This is a genomic window from Nocardia asteroides (assembly GCF_021183625.1).
Lineage (GTDB): Bacteria > Actinomycetota > Actinomycetes > Mycobacteriales > Mycobacteriaceae > Nocardia > Nocardia asteroides_A.
The window spans coordinates 3,565,865-3,587,182 of record NZ_CP089214.1 but is presented as its reverse complement, the minus strand read 5'-3'; the positions used below and the strand labels follow the sequence as shown (position 1 = coordinate 3,587,182).

The window sequence follows — 21,318 nt, the reverse complement described above, 5'->3', positions numbered from 1 at the left end:
GTGGCAACAGTAGGTGTACATGCGGAGAAGTCGGGATTCGTGGCCGCTCCGGCGGGTGTCGGCCCAGGTCGGCGGCGTGCGTTCACGGTTGCCGCGAACGTGGGGGCAGCGCCTCGGTGCGGCCGGGCGGGCTAGCATCGCGCGGTGACCGGGTTCCGTCGCGCGGCGCTGCTCCTCGGTGTGGTCGCCGCGCTCTGCGTCGCGGCGCTCTGGCCCGTCTACGTGACTCCGCAGCGCGACGCCCCCGCGCCGGCCGACGCGATCCTCGTCCTCGGCGGTGCGCACGACGGGCGCGAGGAGCTCGGGCTGCGGCTGGCCCGCGACGGCTACGCCCCGCTGGTTCTCCTCTCCGACCCGTACGACGGCAGCCCCCTGGTCAACCGCATCTGCCACGGCGGTTACAGCTTCGAGGTGCGCTGCTTCGACCCCGCCCCGCGCACCACCCGTGGCGAGGGGCGGGAGCTGGCCCGGCTCGCGGCGGAGCGCGGCTGGACCCGGGTGATCGTGGTGACCTTCACCCCGCACATCTCCCGCGCCCGCTACATCCTCGGGCAGTGCTGGCCCGGCGAACTGCTCTTCGCCGACCCCCGCCCGCGGCTCTCCCCGGCGCGCTGGGCCTGGGACTACGTCTACCAGTCCGCCGGGTACGCCAAGGCGTTCACCGAACTCACCCTGCACGGCTGCTGACCAGCGCAATACATGTGCTGGCGGACGCCATCAGTTTTGCTCTAGAGTGCGGGAAGCGACAACCCTCCGGGAGGACAGATGGAATACGACTGGTCCGAGGCCGACCTGGCCTTCCGAGACGAGGTGCGGGCGTTCCTCGACGCCGAGCTGACGCCGGAGATCCGGCGCGCCGGCCGGCTGGCGACCAGCGTCTACCCGGACCACGAGGCCAGCATGGAGTGGCAGCACATCCTGCACCGCAAGGGGTGGGCGGCGCCGCACTGGCCGGTGGAGTACGGCGGGCAGGATTGGAGCCTGACCCAGCACCACATCTTCGCCAGCGAGTCCACGCTGGCGGGCGCGCCCGCGCTCTCGCCGATGGGCATCCGGATGGTGGCGCCGGCGATCATCGCCTTCGGGACGAAGGAGCAGAAGGAGTTCTTCCTCCCGCGCATCCTCACCGGCGAGGTCTTCTTCTGTCAGGGCTACTCCGAGCCGGAGGCCGGCTCCGACCTGGCCTCGCTGAGCATGGCCGCGGTGGACGACGGTGAGGATTTCGTCTGCACCGGAAGCAAGATCTGGACCACGCACGCTACCGAGGCCAACTGGATCTTCTGCCTGGTGCGCACCACGCGCGGCACGAAGAAGCAGGAGGGCATCACCTTCGTGCTGATCGACATGAACCAGCCGGGCATCGAGATCCGCCCGCTGGTCATGAGCTCCGGTGAAGAGGTGCAGAATCAGGTCTTCTTCGACGGGGTGCGGGTGCCGAAGAGCAACGTCCTCGGCAAGATCGACGAGGGCTGGACCGTCGCCAAGTACCTGCTGGTGCACGAGCGCGGCGGGGCAGCGGCGCCGTGGCTGCAGGTGCTGGCGCAGGACCTGGGCGACGCCGCCGCCGAGCAGCCCGGGCCGGACGGCCGCCCGCTGATCGACGACCCGGCCTTCGCCGCCAAGCTCGCCGACGTGCGGATCCGCATCGACGTGCTCGAGGTGCTGGAGTACCGGACGCTCGCAGCCATGGCCAAGGGCAAGAACCCCGGCCCGGCCTCCTCGATGCTCAAGGTGCTCGGCACCGAGCTGAGCCAGCAGCTCACCGAACTCACGCTGGAGGCGGCCGGGCCGCGCGGCCGGATCTACCAGCCGCACGCGGCCATGCCCGGCGGCCCGGTGGCGGGCTACACCCCGCCCGCCGACGGCTACCACAGCGGCGCCGAGTGGCAGGCCGTCGCGCCGCTGCGTTACTTCAACGACCGCGCGGGCTCGATCTACGCGGGCAGCAACGAAATTCAGCGAAACATCCTCGCCAAAGCAGCATTGGGGCTCTGATGGACTTCACCCTGACCGAGGAGCAGGAGATGCTCCGCTCCGCGCTCGCCGCGTACCTCGGTGCGCGCTACGACCTGGAGAAGAGTCGCGCGGCGGCCAAATCCGACCTGGGCTGGCAGCCGGCCGTCTGGCGCGGATTCGCCGATGAGCTGGGGATTCTCGGCGCCACGCTGCCCGAGCGGGTGGACGGGTCCGGTGGTGGGGCCGTCGAGCTGCGGGTGATCGCCGAGGAGCTCGGCCGCGCGCTGGTCGTCGAGCCGTTCCTGGACACCGTCGTGGTCGGCGCCGGGCTGCTGGACCGGGCGGGCGGCGACCGGGCCGACGAGGTGCTCACGCAGATCGTCTCCGGTGACGCCAGGATCGCCTTCGCGGCCACCGAGTCGACCGCCGGGCACGTGCTGCACGACGTGGGCACCACCGCGCGCCGGGACGGCGAGGACTGGGTGCTCGACGGCGCCAAGGTGGTCGTGACCAGCGCCCCGCTCGCCACCCACCTGATCGTCTCGGCCCGCACCTCCGGCGAGCGCAGGGACGAGCACGGCATCTCGCTCTTCCTGCTCGAGTTCGACGCCGCGAACCCGCCCGCCGGGGTCGAGGTGCACTCCTACCGCACCATCGACGACCGCGTCGGCGCCGACCTCACCCTCATCGGGCTGCGGCTCCCGCCGAACGCGCTGCTCGGCGTCGAGGGGGCCGCCTGGGAGGTGATCGCGCCGACCATCGACAGCGCCATCGCCGCGGTCTCCGCCGAGGCGGTCGGGGCGATGGGCAAGGTGCTCGCCGACACCGTCGAGTACGCCAAGCAGCGGCAGCAGTTCGGGGTTCCGATCGGCAGTTTCCAGGCGCTGCAGCACCGCATGGTGGACATGTACATGGAGCTGGAGCAGGCCATCGCGGCTTCGCACCTGGTGACCGCGGCTCTGGACGCCGAACCGGACGCCCGCGCCCGCGCCGCCTCCGCCGCCAAGGTGACGATCGCCCGCGCGGCGCGGTTCATCGGGCAGAACGCGGTGCAGTTGCACGGCGCGATGGGGATGACCGAGGAGTTGGCCATCGGGCACTACTTCAAGCGGCTCACGGCCATTCAGCGGGAATTCGGCACCGCCGACGAGCACCTCGCGCGGTACGCGAGGCTCAGCCGCTGAGCCGGGTCCTCCCGGGCCGGGATGCGCGGCCGCGGTGCACCAGCGCCGCGGCCGCGTTTCCGTTCCGGGCTCTCCCCGTCCGGATGCCCTGATCTCATCCGAAACGGGTGAGGCCCGCGCCCCGCGGTGACAGCGACACTGACTCCACATCCCGCCGTCGCGACTTGCCGTGGAGGACACATGTGTCAGGGACCGAAGGAGCCGACGTCGTTCACTGCCGAGGCGAACCGGCAGGCGGTGCAGCGGTACGCCATGGACGACCGGCGTGACTTCACCGATGTCACCCGCGGGCTCCTCGCCGAACTGCCCGGCGCCTACACCGGCCCCGACGGCACGGTGGCCTTCGATCCGGACAACTACACCTACCTCGCCGAGGCGGGTGAGGAGGCGCCGGATTCGGTGGAGCCGAGTCTGTGGCGGCAGAGCAGGCTCATGGCCCGCGGCGGGCTGTTCAAGGTGACCGACCGGCTCTACCAGGTCCGCAACAACGACATCGCCAACCTCACCGTGGTCGAGGGCGAGGACGGGCTGGTGGTGATCGACTGCATGGCCGGGGTGGAGGCCGCGCGCCAGGCGATGTCGATGATCCGCGAGCACGTCAGCGACAAGCCGGTGGCGGCGATCATCTATACCCACACCCACATCGACCACTACGGCGGGGTCAAGGGCGTCGTCGACGCCGAGCAGGTGGCCTCGGGCCGGGTGCCGATCGTCGCGCCGGGGCTCGCGTTCGACAAGTACGCCATCGGAGAGAACGTCATCGCCGGGAACGCGATGGCGCGGCGCAGCTTCTACGCCTTCGGCGCGCTGCTCGACCACGGCCCGCGCGGCCAGCTGACCTGCGGGATCGGCATCGACAGCGCGAAGGGGGTTTCGATCTCCTACCTCTCGCCCACCGACGCCATCACCGAGACCGGCCAGAAGCGGGAACTGGCAGGCATCGAGTTCGAGTTCCTCTACGCCCCCGACACCGAGGCGCCGGAGGAGATGCACATCTGGATTCCGGAACTGGCCGCGCTGACGTGTGCGGAGAACGCCAACCACTCGCTGCACAACATCCAGACCCTGCGCGGCGCCCGCACCCGCGACGCCCGCAACTTCGCCCGCTACCTCGACGAGACCCTCGAGCGCTGGGGCGATGCCGTGCAGGTGCACTACGGCCCGCACACCTGGCCGGTGTGGGGCACCGAGAACGTCACCGCCCTCCTCGAATCCCAGCGCGACGCCTACAAATTCATCCACGACCAGGCGCTGCGGCTGGCGAACAAGGGCTACACGCCGCTCGAAGCCGCCGAGGTGCTGGAGCTGCCCGAACCGCTGCGCCGGGATTGGGCCAACCGCGGCTACCACGGCACCCTGCACCACGACGTGCGCGCGGTGTTCACCAAGGAACTCGGCATGTGGGACGGCGACCCGGTCTCGCTGCACCCGCACCCGCCCGTGGAATCGGCGAAGCGGCTGGTCGCCTTCGCCGGAGCCGACCGGATTTTGGCCGAGGGCCGCCGGGCCTTCGAGGCGGGCGACTACCGGTGGGCGGTGCAGATCCTGCACGCGCTGGTCTTCGCCGAACCGGAGAACACCGAGGCCAGGCAGGTACAGGCCGATGCCTACGAGCAGATGGGCTACCAGTCCGAGGGGCCGCAGTGGCGTGGCATCTTCCTCTCCGCCGCCAAGGAACTCCGCGCGGGCGCCCAGCCGCCGCCGTTCGTGACCGCCAGCCAGGACACGATCCTGGCCATGCCGATCGACCTGCTCTTCGACTTCCTCGCGGTGCACATCGTCGGCGACCGGGCCGCCGATGCCGATATCCACCTGAACCTGGAGTTCACCGACGCCGGCGAGCGCTGGAACACCTGGATCCGGCGCGGGGTCCTCAACGCCCGTCGCGGGCACTCCGCGAAAGCGCAGCTCACCATCGCCGGGCCCAAGCAGGCGTTGATCGCGGTGCTGCTGCAACCCGCCGCCACCGCGCGGCTCAGCGAGGCGGGCACTGTGCAGCTCGACGGTGATGAAAGCGCACTCGATCGGCTCGTCGCCCTGCTCGACACTTTCGACCCCGCCTTCCCCATCGTCACCCCCTGAGCTCGGGTAGCGACGGAAAAGGCGCCCGGATCGGTGATCCGGGCGCCTTTTCCGTTGGGGTGGGTCAGCCCTTGCGGCCGGGAGACTTGGCTCCCGATTTGAAGCCGAGGCCGCCGGGCTTGGCGGGCGGCGGGGGTGTGCCGGTGGAGCCGTTGCCGCTGTGGCCCTTCGCGCCCTCGGTGGACTCGGCGGATGCCGTGGTCTCCGGTTCGGCGGTTTCGGGCTCGGTATCGGCCCGGGGCTCCTCGACCTGCTGGGCAGGGGTCTCCTCAGCCGTCGGCTGCGGGGTCTCCGCCGCGGGCGACTCGTCGGCCTGCGGCTCCTGAGCTTCCTCGGCCTGAGCCGGCTTGGGGGCGCCGGGCGCCTTGGGGCCGGGGCGCTTGAAGCCGGACTTCATGGCGAGGCCCTTGGCGGCGACCGTCGGCTTGCTCTCGGTCGCCTGAGCCGGCGCCTCGGCTTCCGCCGTCGCCGTGGCATCGGCCTGCGCCGGGGCCTGCGACTCGGCCGGAGCCGACGACTGCGTCGCCGCGCTCGCCTCGGCCGAGGCGGCGGGCTTGGACGCGCCCGGCGCCTTCGGCCCGGCCTTCTTGAAGCCGGACTTCATGGCCAGGCCCTTGGCCGCGACGGTTGGCTTGCTCTCGGTCGCCTCGGCGGGCGTCGTGGAGGCTTCCTCGGCTTCGGCAGGAGCTGCCGCGTTCGAGGACGTTTCCGCCTCGGCGGATGCGGCGGCCGGGGCCTTCTTACCGGGCGGCTTGGGCGCACCCTTACCGGGCGCCTTGCCCGCGCCCTTCATGGCGAGACCCTTGACCGGCTTCGCCGGTGCCGCGGCCGGAGCCGCTGCCGCCGACTCGGCGGTCGAGGTATCCGCGTCCGCGCCGGCGGTGTCGGCCGGAGCCGCCGCCTTGGCGCCGGGCGCCTTGGCAGGACCCTTCATGGAGAGGCCCTTGCCACCGGGCGCCTTGCCGCCCTTCATGGCGAGCCCACCGGCCTTCGCAGCCGGCTTCTTCTCGGCGTCGGCGGCGTCGGCCGCGGGAGCATCGGTGTCGGCCGGAGCCGCTGCCTTGGCACCGGGCGCCTTCGCCGGGCCCTTCATGGCGAGGCCCTTGCCACCGGGCGCCTTGCCACCCTTCATGGCGAGCCCACCACCGGCGGGCTTCGCGGCCGCGGGCTTCGACTCCGGCTCGGCCACGACCTCGGCGACCGGCTCAGCGACGGTCTCCGGCTCGGCCTCCACCTCGACCTTGGGCTCCTGCACCACCGTCAACTTCTCGGTGAGCACCGCCGCGTCGACCCGTTCGATCGCGTCGAGCATGAGCTGCGCGACGTCGATGACCTCGACACCTTCACCCTGCCCGCTCTCCTGCCGCGCGGTCACACCGTCGTGCAGCATGACGCGGCAGAACGGGCAGCCGGTCGCGATCTTGGTGGGCGAGGTGGAGAGCGCCTCGTCGACCCGGTCGATATTGACCCGCTTGCCGAGTTGCTCCTCCATCCACATGCGGGCGCCACCGGCGCCGCAGCACATGGAGCGCTCGCCGTGCCTCGGCATCTCGACCAGGGTCGAGCCGGAGGCGGCCATCAGCTCGCGGGGCGCGTTGTAGACCTTGTTGTGCCGCCCGAGGTAGCAGGGGTCGTGGTAGGTGATGTTCTGCGCCACCGGGGCGACGGGAACCAACTGCTTCTGCCGGACCAGGCGGTTCAGCAGCTGCGTGTGGTGCACGACCTCGTAGGAGCCGCCCACCTGGGGGTACTCGTTGCTGAGCGCGTTGAAGCAGTGCGCGCAGGTGACGACGATCTTCTTCTTGCGATCCTCGACGCCCTCGAACACCGCGTTCAGCGTCTCGATGTTCTGCATGGCGAGCTGCTGGAAGAGGAACTCGTTGCCCGCGCGGCGGGCGGAGTCACCGGTGCAGGTCTCCTCCTGGCCGAGCACCATGAACTTCACGCCTGCGGTGGCGAGCAGCTCGGCGACGGCCTTGGTGGTCTTCTTGGCACGGTCCTCGTAGGCGCCCGCGCAGCCGACCCAGAACAGGTACTCGTAGCCGTCGAAGCTCTCGGCGTCCTTGCCGTAGACCGGGACGTCGAACTCCAGCTCGTTGATCCAGTTGAGCCGGTCCTTGGCGTTCTGGCCCCAGGGGTTGCCCTTGTTCTCCAGGTTCTTGAAGAGCCCGGCCAGCTCGGAGGGGAACTCCGACTCGATGAGCACCTGGTAGCGGCGCATGTCGATGATGTGGTCGACGTGCTCGATGTCCACCGGGCACTGCTCGACGCAGGCGCCGCAGGTGGTGCAGCTCCACAGCACCTCGGGGTCGATGATGCCGTTCGCCTCGTGGTCGCCGATCAGCGGCCGCTCGGCCTCGGCCTTGGCGGCGTCGGAGACGCGGGCCAGCGCGGCCTCGTCCGGCTTGCCGTCGGCGTCCACCAGCCCGACCTCGTCGCCGCCGGGATCCTTGCGGCCACCGGCCAGCAGGTACGGCGCGACGGCCTTGCCGTGGTCGCGCAGCGACATGATGAGCAGCTTCGGCGAGAGCGGCTTTCCGGTGTTCCAGGCCGGGCACTGGCTCTGGCAGCGGCCGCACTCGGTGCAGGTGGTGAAGTCCAGCCAGCCCTTCCAGGAGAAGTCCTCGATCCGGCCCGCGCCGAGGGTGTCGGTGTCCGGGTCGACGTTCTCCATGTCCAGGGCGCGGCCCTTGGACATCATCGGCTTCGCCGCGCCGAGCGCGACGCCGCCGTCGGACTCGCGCTTGAAGTAGATGTTGAAGAAGGCGGAGAAGCGGTGCCAGGCCACGCCCCAGGTGATGTTGCGGCCGACGTAGTACAGGAAGGCCATGCCGGACATCAGCTTGACGAAGGCGAAGATCGACACCATGTTCGGGCTGGCCGGGAGCAGCTTGGCCACCTGCATGGTGAAGAAGTCGGTGTAGGCGTTGGCGTGGCCGTAGGTCGCGATCTTGCCCGCCTTGACCAGCACCATGCCGAGCCCCTCGAGCAGGACGATGGTCTCGATGACGTAGGCCGGGGCGAACTTCGAGCCGCTGAAGCGGGAGAGCCGCTCGGGCACCCGCGGGTGGTTCAGCTGGCGGATGACGATCAGCGTCACGATGCCGACGATGGTGCCGATCCCGAGGAGCTCGTCCCACAGGTGGTAGGCGGCGGTATTGCCGATGATCGGCCAGTGGAAGGCCGGATCGAAGGTCTGCCCGTACGCCTCGAACCACAGGATGGCGCCGCCCATGAAGCCGATCATCACCAGCCAGTGCGCCCAGCCGACGGTGCGGAACTTGTTCATCCTGGTGTGCGCCAGGAACTCGATCACCATCTGCTTGAAGCGCGGGAAGAACGGCCGCCAGCGATCGGGGGCGGACTGACCGAGCATGATGGCGCGGACGATGTCCCGGACGCCGCCGAAGAACGACGCCCAGCACAACAGGCTGAGCGCTGCTCCAATCGTGCCCAGCGTCAGTGTCAGGGCATTCATGTCGCGACCTTTCTTTTAGAAGCAACACGAGCAGGGTCGAGCCGGGGCTCGGAAACCCGCCGGTACTCGAATGGCTCGTATCCTAACCCGGGGTAAGTTACTCACCGGTAACTTACCCTGTCCATCGTACGATTGTCCTCCGGGTGTTTGCCCCGTCTTGCTGGGGCTTGACCGGAAAATCACCTGTGATGAACGTCACGGGAAATTCTGCGCGCGCACCCCGTGGGGGAGCAATGATCACGGTAAATGCCGTGGCGAAGGCCCAGCTCGATAAGGGCACGCTAACTCGCTAGCAATAGTAAGGAATCTCGCATCCGTGGGCCGGTTCCATTAGGCTCACGACGTTCTGTTCGCCGTGCCCGATTTCCACACCGCTCGGGGAGGTCCCGGGTCGCCTGTGCTCCGGGATGACGAGCTCTCGCGTATGGAGAGAGCGGGCCGCGAACAACCCCTGAAATGGATTGGACACTGCATTGAATCTCCGGAGAACCGCCGCGGCTGCCGCGCTGGTCATCGGCGCGCTGACCGTGGGGGCGGGAACGGCGTACGCGAACCCCGCGCCGGCCGCCGAGCCGTCCGCGGACCCGATCAACTACTCGGTGAAGTTGGTGGACAAGACGGTCGTCACCACCCTCAAGGGTGGCACGTTCGAGCTCACCAAGGAGACCAACGGCGTCGACGAGGTCGAGTACTACAGCGTCAAGGACGGTGCGGGCAATGTCGTCATGACGCTGCCGGTCGACTTCTCGCTCGGTGACATCTCGGTCCCGGTCAAGCCCGTGGTCAAGGAGGACGGCAAGGTCCTCGAGCTGACCCCGGAGACCCAGCCGGCCCTGCCCGAGGAGAAGGCGAACACGGTCAACGTGAACGTCAAGCCGATCGCCTCGCCGATCGAGAACCAGCGGGCGCAGAACGAGTTCGCCAGCCAGTTCGGCATCGCGACCGCGGTCGGTAGCTTCCTCGGCACCGCCGTCGGCGCCATCGCGGGCGGCGTGACCGGCTGCATCATGGGGCTGCCGCTCTTCGGTGTCGGCTGCATCCCGGCCGCCATCGCGGGTGCGGGCATCGGTGGCATCCTCGGCACCATCGCGATCGGCGGCCCCGCGCTCGCCATCGCCGGTATCGACCTGGTGAACACCATCACCGCCGCCGAAGGCACCTCCAAGTGGGCCGACAAGCCGAAGCCGGCCGCCGAGCAGCCCAAGTAAGCACTGCCGTTCAGGTCACGGCCCGGATCTCCCCTTGGGAGGTTCGGGCCGTTTCGCGTTCCGGGGCCGTAGGGCGCTTTCCGGATGGAGGGGTACCCGGACCTCCGGCTGGGGGTTCTGATGCGGGAGCGTGGCGCTCAGCGCCCCGAAAATCCTCCGGTTCGAGCGGTAGCGGGCCGGAAACCTGGACCGCGCAATGACGTTTTACGCCGACTTGTATCTCGGCGGGTCCGGCCATGCGCACCGGCTCTGAAACAGCGAGAAGGCCGGGAGCGTAATCGCTCCCGGCCTTCTCGGCTACTGCCCGGTACCTACTAGCCGGTACGAACCCGGAGCCCCGGGTTGTCCGAGAGCACGACGCTCACCGGCTGCGCGAAGAGCTGCGGCACATTGCCGGTCAGCGCGCCGATCAGGTTGGGGATCTCGCACACCGGGTAGTCGGCGACCGACGATGCGCTGGAGATGCCGAGCGCCAACCGGCCGGAGACCAGCGGGCCGCCGGAATCGCCCGGCAGCGCGCAGATGGTGGCCGAGAAGCTCTGGGTGAGCTCCCGGTCGCCGACCTGGACGGTCTGGTCGATCGCGTTCACCACGCCGCAGCTGAAGCCGGTGCGCGCACCGGACTTGCAGACCGGGGCGCCGACGACCGGGCTCGCCACGCCGTCGATGGCGATCGGGGCGGCGCCGCCCGCACGCACCGTGTTGTTGGCGAAGCGCCCGGCCACCTGGTCGTTGATCCGGATGATCGAGTAGTCCTGGTTGCCGAGGACCGACTTCTGGAAGCTGCCGAGCTGCGCGCCGAGCCGGTCGCCGCGGGCCACCTCGTAGACGCCCGCCGCGTTGCCGGTGCCCGCCGACGGGATGTCCGGGTTGCAGTGGCCCGCGGTGATGTTCACGACGTTGCCGTTGCGGTCGGTGCCGTTGAACCCGAGCGAGCAGCGCAGCGAGGTGTCGCCTGCCACCGAGGCGTAGCCGTCACCGGCGGCCAGCTGGCCGTTGGCCTCGGCGATCTCGGTCGCCTGCGGCTTCGGGGCCTGCTCGCCCGCGATCGGCGGGGCCATCACGATGACCCGGGAGGGATCGACGAAGCTCGGCATGGGCAGCCCGGCCTGGTCGACCCGGACCGCGATGCTGTTGTTAACGGTGTCGATGACGACGCCGCGCACCAGGTTCGCGATCTCGGCGGGCTGACCGTCGAGCCAGCGCTCGAAGGCGCTCTTCTCGCCGCGCAGCGCGGCCTCGCTCTTGGCGACGTTGCGCACCTCGAACCCGGCGGACTCGGCGGCCTGCCGCGCCTCGTCGGCGCCGGGGCCCTGGGAAAGCGCCACCACCGCGCGGCCCGCGTCGTCCAGCCACGCCCCGCCGAACACCTGCGGGAACTGCCGCTGGGCGTTGGTGGCGAAGGCGGCGACCTGCTGTGCGAGGTCGGCGCGGTTCAGGTACTCGTCCGCGGAGATCTTCAGGTCGCGCTGCACGGCGGCGATCAGCTCGGCGGGCAGCGCATCCATGTCGTTGGCCGGGTCGGCGGAGGCGACTGCCGCGGTGGGCCCGAACAGCAGGGCCGCCGCCGAGGCCGCGATCACGGTCTTGCGGAATGTTCCGGAGCGGGCGGTCGGCCGCCTGCGGCCGTTGCGTGGCAGAAGCATGCCCAGACTATATGGTGTGCGGTCCGCTATCACTACTCGTCCCCTGTGCTGCGTGGTTGCGATTCGGACAGATCCGGCGAGTGTCGGCGGTCACCGACGGTTTGCCGAATTTCAGCTCGTGACCGGCTTGGTCCGGACGGTGATCCCGGAGCCCGCGCCACCGCCGGAGGCGGCATCGATCTCGGCCAGGATGGGCCGGATCGGAATGCCGAGGGTCGCCGTGCCGCCGTACTGCGCGAGCGCAACGTTGGCCTCGTTGCAGCTCGGTGCGTCGGCCGCGTTCGACCCGCTGGTGATGCCGAGGGCGAGCGTGCCGGAGACGATCGCCCCGCCGCTGTCGCCCCCGAGGGTGCAGGCGGAGCTGGCGAAGCCGCGGATGGTGCGACTCTCCCCCTCCGCGGTGTAGAGCTGGGTCTCCACCCGATCCGCGACGACGTAGCCGCAGGTGAAGGTGGAGGACTGGCCCGACTTGCAGATCGGCGCGCCGGTGATCGGATCGCCGACCCCGGTGATGTGCAGCGTGGTGCCGTTGGAGCCGCGCACCGACGGCTGGTCCATGCCGAGCCCGACGGCGTGCTCGTTCAGCTCGATGAGCGAGAAGTCGAGGCCGCTGGACCCGCCCAGGTTGGCCTGCGTGAAGGAGCCGAGCGCCGGGCTGTTCGGGATGTCCCTGACGTTCGGCTGGTACACGGTGGCGCGCTGGTCGCCCTCGCCGAGCTTGGGGTCGCAGTGCCCGGCGCTGATGTTCAGCGCCCGGCCCGCGGCGTCGACGCTGTTGAAACCGAACGAGCAGATATCGACGCCCTGCAGGTTGCTGTCCTGCAGCGAGAGATTCGAGGTGATGTAGGTGTCGCCCGCCATCGGCCTGCGCTCCACCGGCCCGCCGCCGCCGGGGGTCAGGATGACCTTCACGTTCGCGATCAGGGTCGGCACGTTCAGCATGTGGCCGGTGGGGGTGTTGGCGATGCTGACCACCAGCTGGCTGTTCAGGAAGTCGATCGCGACCGACTGGATGGCCTGCGACACCTCCCTCGGCAGCGTGTTGACCCACTGGCCGAGCTGCTGCAGCGAGCCCTCGAGGCCGTCGGCGTTCACCGGGGTCAGCCTGGTCTGGTAGCCGTCGGCGGTGGCGATCTGCGCGGCCTCGGGGGAGGTCACCGCGACGACCGGCTTGCCGTCCTGGCCGATCCAGGCGCCCGCGAAGTCGCCGGGGCGCTCGGCGCGGAAGTCGGAGGCGTAGGTGCGCAACTCCTGGGCCCGCGCGGCGCGGTCCAGGTACTCGGTGGGGGTGAGCTGCAGATCGCGGGCGATGGCCTGCACCAGTTCCGCGGGGAGCGCGTCGGCGGCGAGCTGGTCCGGCGCCGCGGTGGCGGCGCCGGAGCAGAGCAGGGGAGCGAGAATGACGGTCGTCGCGGCGGCGATGCCGGCTGCCCTGACCGCGGCGCGACGCGCCACCAGCTTGCGCATGAAGTCCCTTCGTCGGCACCCACGTGCCAGCCATCAGTGGGGAACGGGCGAACCGCACCCACGAAAATCCTCATTCAGCGGACCACCCGAGAGGGAAAGTCCGGTCAGCGCAACACTCTAGGGCACGAATCGCCATCGGTCGTGGGCAATGGTCGAGCGGGATGATCTACCCCGGAGTACCGGGCGGTCGGCCCGTTCACCGGCCACCGGGCAGAGTCCAGGTCGGGAATCCCGGCGGATAGGTCGGCGGCCACGGTTGCTGCCACGGAGCCAGCGTCGTGGTGGTCCGCCGGGGCGTGGTCCGGGCGGTGGTCGGCGCGGGAGTCGTCGTCGCTTCGCTGGTCGGCGGGGGTGGCGGTGGCTCCGGCGTCGGCTCGGGGTCGGTGGTGGTCGTGGTGATCACGACCGGCGGCTCGTCGCCGAGCGGCAGTGGCGGCGGGGGCACCGGCGCCGTGGTCGAGGTGACCGGCGGCAGCGACGACTGTGCATCCGGCAGCGGCGGCACCTTCGGGTCCGACGACTCGCGGAAGATCACCGCCATCCCGATCCCGCCGAGCACCGTGCCGAGCGCCACCGCGGCGGCGATCAGCAGCACGATCCGGTTGCGGGTGCGGTGCTCCGGCCGCGCGGGCGGCACGGTGGCCGGTGTCGCGGCCGGCTTACCCGGCTCGCCGCCCGGCTCGGTCACCAGCGGATCGGCGGCGGGCATGGCGGCGGAGTACGCCTGCGGGCGGGCGCCCGCGGCGTCCACGCTCGGGATCACGTCGGTGACCTCAAGCGCGTGCACCGGCGGCTCCGACGGGTCCGGCGGGGTGGTGCCCGCCGGGGTGGCGAGCACCGCGGCCAGCGCCGAGCGGGCCGCGTGGTGCGCCAGGGTCCGGCCGCGATCCAGCCCGGCGGCGGGCGGCAGGTCTTCCTCGTCGACCAGCACCACCGAGCGCAGCCCGAGGTAGTCCAGCGCCTCGCGCAGCCCCTGCACGTGCTCCGGCGGCCAGCTGTTCGGGTGCGTGGCGTAGAACTCGGCCGGGCCGACCAGGTAGTCGGCGGAGAGGTTGATCAGGCAGAACAGCGCCGTCGCGACCAGATCCTCGGCCCGGTACGCCTCGCCGTCGTCCACCGTGACCCCGTTCGGGTCGCCGATGGCGCCGACGAAGTGCCGGATGGAGTGCGTGTAGCCCTCCGGCGGCTCGCCGCCGAGCGCGGCGTCGCCGTCGTCCGACATGTGCAGCACACAGGTGCGGACGATGTAGTGCGGCTCGCCCTCCGGAAGATCCCCCTCCGCCCCGCTGTCGGTCGCGATCGCCGCGACGCACTCGTCGTCGGCAATGCGCAGGCCCACACCAGTGGCCATCCTGTTTACCTCGCTTCGGCGTCCGCCCGGACAGGTTTCCCGACCAGCGTCACACCAGCAGCGAGCCGTGTCCCATGGCGCGGAGCATCGACAATAACTCCGAACGGGACTGGGCACCGATTCGACGCCTGATCCGGGCGACGTGGTGCTCCACCGTCTTCGCCGAGATGTAGAGCCGCGCGCCGATCTCTCGGTAGGTCAGGCCGAGCAGGACCAGCTCGGCGACCTCGCGCTCGCGCTCGCTGAGCACGGCCGCGGTGTCGGCGCCTGCCACCGGGTTCGCGGCGGGCGCGCCCGCGCGCGGCCGCGGCGCGGTGTCGGCGGGCCTGGCGTCCGCGCGGACCGTGCGGGCCAGTTTGAGCAGCGCGGTCGCCGCGGCGGGGTCGCGCGCGGCGAGCGCGGCCTCGCTGGCCAGCCGGGCGGCGTCCCAGGTGAGGCCGAGCGCGGCCAGCTGCGCCACCGCGGCCTCGACCTCCACCGCGGCCACCTCGCCGCGCAGCACGAGCACCCAGGTGCGGCCTGCCTGCGCGAGCACGGCGGCGTGCCGGTCGCCCGCCTCGGCGGCGGCCCTGAGCTGCCCGGCGTGCGGCAGCAGGTCGTCCGGGCGCTCCTGCGCGAGCGCGGCCTGCACGCCGTACCAGTGGAAGGCGTTGGCCCAGGCGGGCGGCTCGCCGAGCCTGCGAAGCACGCCGTAGCCCGCGGCCACCAGCGGGGCGATCCGGCGCTCGTCGCGCAGCCGGATCCCGGCCAGCCAGAGCTCGCCGATCGGCAGCAGCGTCAACAGGTCGGCGTCGACCTCGTCGAAGAGCGGAACCGCTGCCTCCCAGGCCAGGGTGAGCGCGGTGTGGTCGCCGGAGCGGCGGGCCAGCCCGATCGCGACGCCGTGCGCGAGCAGCCGGTCCCTCGGCTCCAGGACCGCGTGGTCGAACGCGGCGACCCGGTCGGCCGCGGTGCGCTCGTCGCCGCCGAGCATGGCCGCCCAGGCCGCGAGCACGGCGGGCTGCGGGCCCGCGTTGCCGTCGGCCTCGGAGCGGCGCAGCGCGTCGATGGCGCGGCGCGGCTCGCCGATGCTCAGGCAGAGCAGCGTGGCGATGGTGGTGGCGGCACACGGCAGCAGCCGCTCGGTGGCCGCGGCCGCGTGCGCGACCCCGATCAGCCCGGAGACCGCGGCGGCGGTGCCCGCCTCGCCGTCCTCCAGCAGGGCCATCCGGCCTCGGCCGGTGGGGTCGGGGCGCGGCGTCACGGTGCGCGCCAGCGCCTCCACGATCCGGCGGGTGTGCGCGTTCGCCTCGGTCGGCGGCCACTGCCGCGCCGACGCGGACATGGTGGCCGCGCCCGCCGCGTCGCCCGCGAGGTACTGCACGGCGGCGCCGGTGGCCCAGTCCGCGCCCGCGCGGTGCGGGCCGAGCCAGCCGTAGAGCTGCGCGGCGCGCGCGGTACGGCCGCGCCGGACCAGCACCGTCGCGCAGATCCGGACGGCGGTGGCGAGGTCGGGGGCGGCGTCGGCCGGGCCGGGCACACCGGGGTCGGCGCCGCCGAGCCGGGCCAGCACCGGCTCGGCCAGCCGCAGCGCGGTCTCGCCGTCGCCCGCGCGCAGCGCGGCCTCGGCCCATGGCAGCGCGATGGCGTCGGGGTCGGTGCCCGCGGCGACGGCGGCGCGGTAGTAGCGGACCGCCTCCGCGCCCGCCTTCTCGGCGGCGTGGCAGAGGAAATCGGCCAGCCTGGCGTCGCGCACGCCGGACTCGGCGAGCAGCAGCGCGGTGTGGTCGCGCAGCAGCCCCGCGTCCAGCCGCGCGGAGAGCAGCCTGCGCTGCACCGCGACGAAGCGGCGGTCGCCGAGCAGCGTGCGCAGCGGCGCGATGGCCGGGTCGAGCAGCAGGTCGGCGTCGGTGACCAGCGCGCTCGCCCTTGCCCGGTCGATCAGCGCGTCGGCGGCGCCCGCCGGGACGCCGAGCACCTCGACCAGCTCGCTGGAGTCGAGCCCGGTGCCGGTGGTGGCCACCGCGAGCGTCTCCAGCAGGTCCGGCTCGACGGCGCCGAGCAGGCTGCGGGCCCACTCGGTGACGGCCGCGTCGACCGTGGCGATTCCGGCGTCAAGCCTGGCCGTGCTGGCGGCGGCGAGCGCCGCGACGACGCCGCCGCGATTCCCCCCGGTCAGCTGGTGGATGTGCTGGGCCACCGAGCGCGGCACCACCATGCCGAGTTCGCGGGCGAAGGGGACGATCTCGGCCGCGCCGAGCGCGCGCAGCTCGACCACCCGGCCGCGCCGCGCGACGGTGTCGGCGAGCCGGCGCAGCCGCTGGTCGTGCGGGCGCGGCTGGGCCGCGATCACCACGGTGCGCTGCCCGGCGTCGATCGCCCGGCACAGCGCGAGCAGCTCGGCGTCGCCGAGGGTGTGCGCGTTGTCGATCACCAGCGCTGCCTCGCGCTGCGACCCCTGCTGCGGCCGTGCGGCGCCGACCACGGCGGGGGAGCCGGGGCGGCGCGGGGGCTGCGGTTGCCGGTTCGGCACCGGCAGCCGGGGCGCGGGGCGGCCCTGCAGCGGGAGGCGGTTCGGCGCGGGAGCGGCCGTCCGCGCCGGGGCCGGGCGGGGCGGGGTGTGTACGGGCCTGGCGTGGCCGGAGACGGTGTCGCGGGCCGGGATTCCGGCCGAGCGCAGCTGCGCCCTGATGGCGGCGAGCAGGGTGGACTTGCCGGTGCCGGAGCGGCCGCGCACCAGGTAGACCGTCGGCTCCGCGGAGCGGGCCTCGAGTTCCCGGAGGATCTCGCGCGCGATCGGGAGGGTGTCGAAGGCAGCCTCAGCCACCGGAGCCTCCCAGGACCTCGCCGACGCCGCCGACCGCGTCACCGACGCCGCCGAGTACGCCGCCGACGCCGTCGCCGACATCGTCGATGGTGTCGGTGAGCACGCGGGTCGGCAGACTCGGCACGGTGGGGGGCTGGATCACGACGGTCTGCGGGGGTGCGCCGCCGCTGTTCGCGGGGGGCGGGGTCGCGCCGCCGTTGTTCGCCGGGGCGGGGGCCTGGGGGGCGGGCTGGTCGGGGGCCGGGTTTCCGGCCTGCTGGGTCGGCCGGCCGTCGGGGGTGGCGGCGCCCGGCGCGGCGGGGGTGCCGGGGGCGGCGGGGGTGTTGGGGGTGCCGGGAGTGCCGCCGGAATTCGCGACGGTGCCGGGGGCCGCGGTCACCGGCAGGCCGGTGGAGTCGACGGTGCCGACGCCGGGGGCGGTCGGGGCGTCGGTGGCCGCGACACCTGCGGCGTCGGGCGCCTGCGGCGCGTTCTGCACCGAGCTGGGCGGGGTCGGCTCACCGCTGAAGGTTCCGGTGCCGAGCGCGAGCGTGCCGGTGGCGAGCAGGGCGAGCGCGGTCACCGCGCCCGCGACGATCCCGGCCCGCTGCCTGCCGGTGAACCGCCCGTGCGGTTGCGGCGGGTCCGGTAGATCGGGGAGTAGCGCAGGGATCCTGGTCGTCGCGGTGTCGTCGGCGGCGGCGACCGCGGGGGTGTTCTGCACCGTGCTGCTCGCGAGATCGGCGGCGAGCAGCGCGGCGCCGCGCGCGGCGGCGTTCTCCGGGTCGCCCGCGGCCGCGACCGGCAGCCCGAACTCGGAGGAGAGCACCTCGGTGACCAGCGGAATCGCGCCGCCGCCGCCGGTGAGCACGATCCGGCGGACATCGCCGAGATCGACCCCGGCCCGGTGCAGCGCGTCGCGGACGAGTTCGGCTGAGGTCAGCAGCGGGGCGCGCAGCAGATCCTCGACCTCGCCGCGGACCAGCCGGATCCGCTGCGGCTCCGCCGCCGGGTCCAGCCGGACCTCGACCACGGTGGCGGTGTCGCGGGAAAGGGTTTCCTTCGCTTTCCGGCACCGTTCCCGCAGCGCCGACAATTCCCGTTCCACCACCGGGTCGAAGGGGTCGAAATCGTTTTCACCCATGGCATTTGCCAGCACGTAACGCATGGTGAGCAGATCGAATTCGGCACCGGCCACCTCGGTGCTGCGGACCGGGGCGGCGAGCATGCCGGACTGCGCGCCGGTGCGCAGCACCGAGACGGTGAGGCCGGTGGCGCCGAGGTCGTAGACCACCACCGCGCCGTCCGCGCGCGTGGCGTCCGCGGTGTCGAGCAGCCGCAGCACGGCGGCGGGCTCGGGGACGAGGGTGACGTCGTCCAGCCCGGCCCGCGCCAGCGCCGCACGCTGCGCCTCCACGGTGTGGTTCGACCACCAGGCGGGGTGGCAGGCGACCGTCACCGGGTCGGCGTACCCGGCCGCCTCCTCGATCAGGCAGGCGATCGAGGTAGCGACGAGATCCTCCGCGACGTGCTCGGATCCGTCCTCGGCGAGGATCGCGACCGGGTCGCCGACCCGGGCGAGGAAGCCCTCGAGCACGGTGTCGCCGGAGTGCCTGCCGCGCGGCGCGGCTGCCGTGCCGAACGCGGGCGCGGCATCCGCCGTCAGCCGTAGCACGCTGGGATGCGCCGTGACCCGGGCGGTTTCACCGTCGCGATCGTCGGCCGCGGCGGCCGCGACGGCCGCTCGGTACGCACCGACGGTGATGCCGAGCGCCAGACGCTGTGTCATGCGAGAACCCCGTTCGAGAACTGTTGGTCCGATGTGTCGCTGTCCTACTGCGTGCGCACCCGGCGCACCAGCTCTGTCGGTTGCTGGGGGAGCGCCGTTACCGATTCCGGGCAGGTTCGGGGAAATTCCCCTAATGCGCTCCGAACCCCTAACGAAATGTTCCCGCGAGCATTGGGGGTGCGCCCCGTTTCGGCGTAACACCACGCGCTCCTAGCGTGAAAGGCATTCCGACTGCAGTGGGCCGATCGGCCCCGCCGAAACCAGGAGACGATCCCCATGACCCCGAACGCCATCCTCGAGTTCATCCTCGACCTGCTGCGTGATCGTGAAGCCGCGGTGGGGTACTGCAACAACCCGACCGGCGCGCTCGCCGCCGCCGGGCTCGGTGACGTGAGCCCCGAGGACATTGCCGCCGTCGCGCCCATGGTCGCGGAGTCGGCGTTCGTCGCGGGCGGGTCGCAGTTGTCGGCCATCGTGGCGGCGGGGGCTCAGGCGGCCGCGGCCGCTGTCATCGGCGCGGCCGGATCGGCTGCCATCGGGGCCGCCGCTGATCTCGATCTCGGGCTCGGGGGGTCGGTGGACACGGATATCGATCTCGGGCTCGGTGGAGCTGTGGATGCCGGGGTCGATCTGACCGCCGGGCTCGGCGGTGCGCTGAACGGGGCCGTGGATGTGGCGGCGGGGTTGGGTGCCGGGCTGGGTGGGGCTGTGGACGTCGCCGCCGGGTTGGGTGCCGGGCTCGGGGCCGGCCTCGGCGCGGGGCTGGGTGGAGCTGTTGACGCGGCCGCCGGGCTCGGGGCCGGCCTCGGCGGTGCCGTCGGCGGAGTCGTCGACGCCGCGGCGGGGCTGGGAGCCGGTTTGGGCGGTGCCGTCGGTGGTGCGGTGGACGCGGCGGCGGGGCTGGGAGCCGGTCTCGGCGGTGCCATCGATGCGGCGGCGGGGCTCGGTGCCGGTCTCGGCGGTGCCCTCGGTGGTGCGGTGGACGCCGCCGCCGGTCTGGGTGCCGGTCTCGGCGGTGCGGTCGATGCCGCCGCGGGTCTCGGCGCGGGTCTCGGCGGAGCCGTAAACGGTGCGGTCGACGCCGCGGCCGGTGTGGGCGCGGGTCTCGGTGGCGCGCTCGACGGAGTCGCGGGTATCGGCGCGGGGCTGGGTGCCGGTCTCGGCGGTGCCGTCGACGCGGCCGCTGGCCTGGGTGGTGCCGTCGGCGGCGCAGTCGACGCCGCTGCCGGCGTGGGCGCTGGTCTGGGTGGCGCGGTCGACGCGGCCGCCGGGCTCGGTGCGGGTCTGGGTGGCGCGCTCGGTGGCGTGGTTGACGGTGCGGCGGGTGTCGGCGCGGGCGTCGGCGGTGCGGTGGACGCAGCCGCGGGTCTGGGTGGCGCGCTCGGTGGAGTGGTGGACGGTGCTGCCGGTCTCGGTGCGGGCGTTGGTGGCGCGGTGGACGCGGCCGCTGGCCTCGGTGCGGACGTGGGTGGCGCGGTCGATGCGGCCGCTGGTCTGGGGGCCGGTTTGGGTGGCGCGGTCGACGCCGCTGCGGGCGTGGGCGCGGGCCTCGGTGGCGCGCTCGATGGTGCCGCCGGTGTCGGAGCCGGCCTCGGCGCTGGTCTGGGTGGCGCGTTGGACGCGACCGCTGGCGTCGGCGGCGCGCTCGGCGGTGTGGTGGACGGTGCGGTCGGTGTCGGTGCGGGTGTTGGTGGCGCGGTGGACGCGACCGCCGGCCTGGGTGCAGGTCTCGGCGGTGCAGTCGAGGGCGCGGTGGATTCCGCCGCTGGCCTCGGAGCGGGCCTCGGTGGCGCGGTCGGCGCGGCCGCCGGTCTCGGTGCGGGTGTTGGTGGCGCGGTGGATGCGGCCGCTGGTCTGGGTGCCGGTCTGGGCGGCGCGGTCGACGCGACCACGGAGCTCGGCGGGGCGCTGGACGGCGCCCTGAACGCGGGCGCACAGGCTGGAGCGGGCCTGGAGACCGGCCTCGCCGGCACCGTCGGCGGCGTGCTCGCGGCGGGCGGCGAGACCGCGGCCGGACTCGAGACCGGGCTCTCCGGCGTCACCGGCGGCGTGGTCACCGGCCTCGACGGCGCACTCGACGGAACCGCGGGCCTCGGCGGGCAGCTGGCCGGCGGCCTGGAAACCGGGCTCGGTGGCGCGGTGGACGGCGCCGCGGGCGCCGGCGGGCAGCTGGCGGGCGGTCTCGAAACCGGCCTCGGCGGAGCTGCCGGTCTCGGCGGCCAGCTGACCGCGGGCCTGGAGTCCGGACTGGGCGGAGCCGTGGACGGCGCGGCCGGTCTCGGCGGCCAGGTGGGCGCGGGCCTCGGCGGAGCGGTGGACGGAACGGCGGGTCTCGGCGGCCAGCTCGCCGCGGGCCTGGAGTCGGGCCTCGG

The 21,318-nt window shown here is 72.7% G+C and carries 11 protein-coding genes and 1 pseudogene; 6 read left to right on the top strand and 6 right to left on the bottom strand.

Annotation, left to right across the window (positions count from 1 at the left end; translation table 11 throughout):
- Positions 1-144: 144 nt before the first annotated feature.
- The 4 genes from LTT61_RS17075 to LTT61_RS17060 all read left to right on the top strand — a co-directional run bounded on the left by LTT61_RS17075 (position 145) and on the right by LTT61_RS17060 (position 5,222).
- A complete protein-coding gene (locus tag LTT61_RS17075; protein WP_233014939.1) occupies positions 145-687 on the top strand; it encodes a YdcF family protein in 543 nt (180 codons plus the stop codon).
- 78 nt (positions 688-765) lie between these two features.
- Positions 766-1,995 (top strand): acyl-CoA dehydrogenase family protein, encoded by a 1,230-nt coding sequence (locus tag LTT61_RS17070; protein ID WP_233014937.1) that lies wholly within the window; start codon positions 766-768, stop codon positions 1,993-1,995.
- Positions 1,995-3,140, top strand: a complete 1,146-nt coding sequence (locus LTT61_RS17065; RefSeq protein ID WP_233014935.1) for an acyl-CoA dehydrogenase family protein — start codon at positions 1,995-1,997, stop codon at positions 3,138-3,140. The genes LTT61_RS17070 and LTT61_RS17065 overlap by 1 nt, the downstream gene beginning before the upstream one ends.
- A 180-nt stretch (positions 3,141-3,320) precedes the next feature.
- Complete coding sequence (locus tag LTT61_RS17060; protein WP_233014933.1) at positions 3,321-5,222, top strand: alkyl/aryl-sulfatase; 1,902 nt, start codon at positions 3,321-3,323, stop codon at positions 5,220-5,222.
- 64 nt (positions 5,223-5,286) lie between these two features.
- On the opposite strand, the gene LTT61_RS17055 is transcribed toward LTT61_RS17060, so the two are convergent.
- On the bottom strand, positions 5,287-8,700 hold the full coding sequence (locus LTT61_RS17055; RefSeq protein WP_233014931.1) for a (Fe-S)-binding protein: 3,414 nt from the start codon (positions 8,698-8,700) through the stop codon (positions 5,287-5,289).
- 473 nt (positions 8,701-9,173) lie between these two features.
- On the opposite strand from LTT61_RS17055, the gene LTT61_RS17050 reads away from it, so the two are divergent.
- On the top strand, positions 9,174-9,908 hold the full coding sequence (locus LTT61_RS17050; protein WP_233014929.1) for a hypothetical protein: 735 nt from the start codon (positions 9,174-9,176) through the stop codon (positions 9,906-9,908).
- 314 nt (positions 9,909-10,222) lie between these two features.
- Here the strand turns inward: LTT61_RS17050 and LTT61_RS17045 are convergent, their stop codons facing one another.
- From LTT61_RS17045 to LTT61_RS17025, 5 genes are all read right to left on the bottom strand, one after another.
- Positions 10,223-11,554, bottom strand: coding sequence for a S1 family peptidase (locus LTT61_RS17045; RefSeq protein WP_233014927.1), 1,332 nt, complete (start codon positions 11,552-11,554; stop codon positions 10,223-10,225).
- A 111-nt stretch (positions 11,555-11,665) separates the two neighbouring features.
- Positions 11,666-13,021, bottom strand: a complete 1,356-nt coding sequence (locus tag LTT61_RS17040) for a S1 family peptidase (RefSeq protein WP_233014925.1) — start codon at positions 13,019-13,021, stop codon at positions 11,666-11,668.
- A gap of 196 nt (positions 13,022-13,217) precedes the next feature.
- Positions 13,218-14,372 carry a hypothetical protein gene (locus tag LTT61_RS17035; RefSeq protein WP_233014923.1) on the bottom strand — a complete coding sequence of 385 codons (1,155 nt, stop codon included), beginning with the start codon at positions 14,370-14,372 and terminating at the stop codon, positions 13,218-13,220.
- Between the two features lie 49 nt (positions 14,373-14,421).
- A complete protein-coding gene (locus LTT61_RS17030; RefSeq protein ID WP_233014922.1) occupies positions 14,422-17,178 on the bottom strand; it encodes a LuxR C-terminal-related transcriptional regulator in 2,757 nt (918 codons plus the stop codon).
- Positions 17,171-18,946, bottom strand: a complete 1,776-nt coding sequence (locus tag LTT61_RS17025; protein WP_233014920.1) for an Hsp70 family protein — start codon at positions 18,944-18,946, stop codon at positions 17,171-17,173. Before LTT61_RS17025 ends, LTT61_RS17030 begins: the two co-directional genes overlap by 8 nt.
- A 276-nt stretch (positions 18,947-19,222) precedes the next feature.
- Here LTT61_RS17025 and LTT61_RS32965 point away from each other — a divergent pair.
- Positions 19,223-19,321: pseudogene (locus LTT61_RS32965) on the top strand (hypothetical protein); the annotation flags it as partial.
- Positions 19,322-21,318 lie beyond the last annotated feature (1,997 nt).

What these genes read in the sequence shown, in the direction of transcription:
- LTT61_RS17060 (WP_233014933.1), top strand. Translation starts at nt 3,321, where the DNA reads ATGTGTCAGGGACCGAAGGAGCCGACGTCGTTCACTGCCGAGGCGAAC.
- LTT61_RS17045 (WP_233014927.1), bottom strand. Translation starts at nt 11,554, where the DNA reads ATGCTTCTGCCACGCAACGGCCGCAGGCGGCCGACCGCCCGCTCCGGA.
- LTT61_RS17025 (WP_233014920.1), bottom strand. Translation starts at nt 18,946, where the DNA reads ATGACACAGCGTCTGGCGCTCGGCATCACCGTCGGTGCGTACCGAGCG.
- LTT61_RS17055 (WP_233014931.1), bottom strand. Translation starts at nt 8,700, where the DNA reads ATGAATGCCCTGACACTGACGCTGGGCACGATTGGAGCAGCGCTCAGC.
- LTT61_RS17035 (WP_233014923.1), bottom strand. Translation starts at nt 14,372, where the DNA reads ATGGCCACTGGTGTGGGCCTGCGCATTGCCGACGACGAGTGCGTCGCG.
- LTT61_RS17070 (WP_233014937.1), top strand. Translation starts at nt 766, where the DNA reads ATGGAATACGACTGGTCCGAGGCCGACCTGGCCTTCCGAGACGAGGTG.
- LTT61_RS17065 (WP_233014935.1), top strand. Translation starts at nt 1,995, where the DNA reads ATGGACTTCACCCTGACCGAGGAGCAGGAGATGCTCCGCTCCGCGCTC.
- LTT61_RS17040 (WP_233014925.1), bottom strand. Translation starts at nt 13,021, where the DNA reads ATGCGCAAGCTGGTGGCGCGTCGCGCCGCGGTCAGGGCAGCCGGCATC.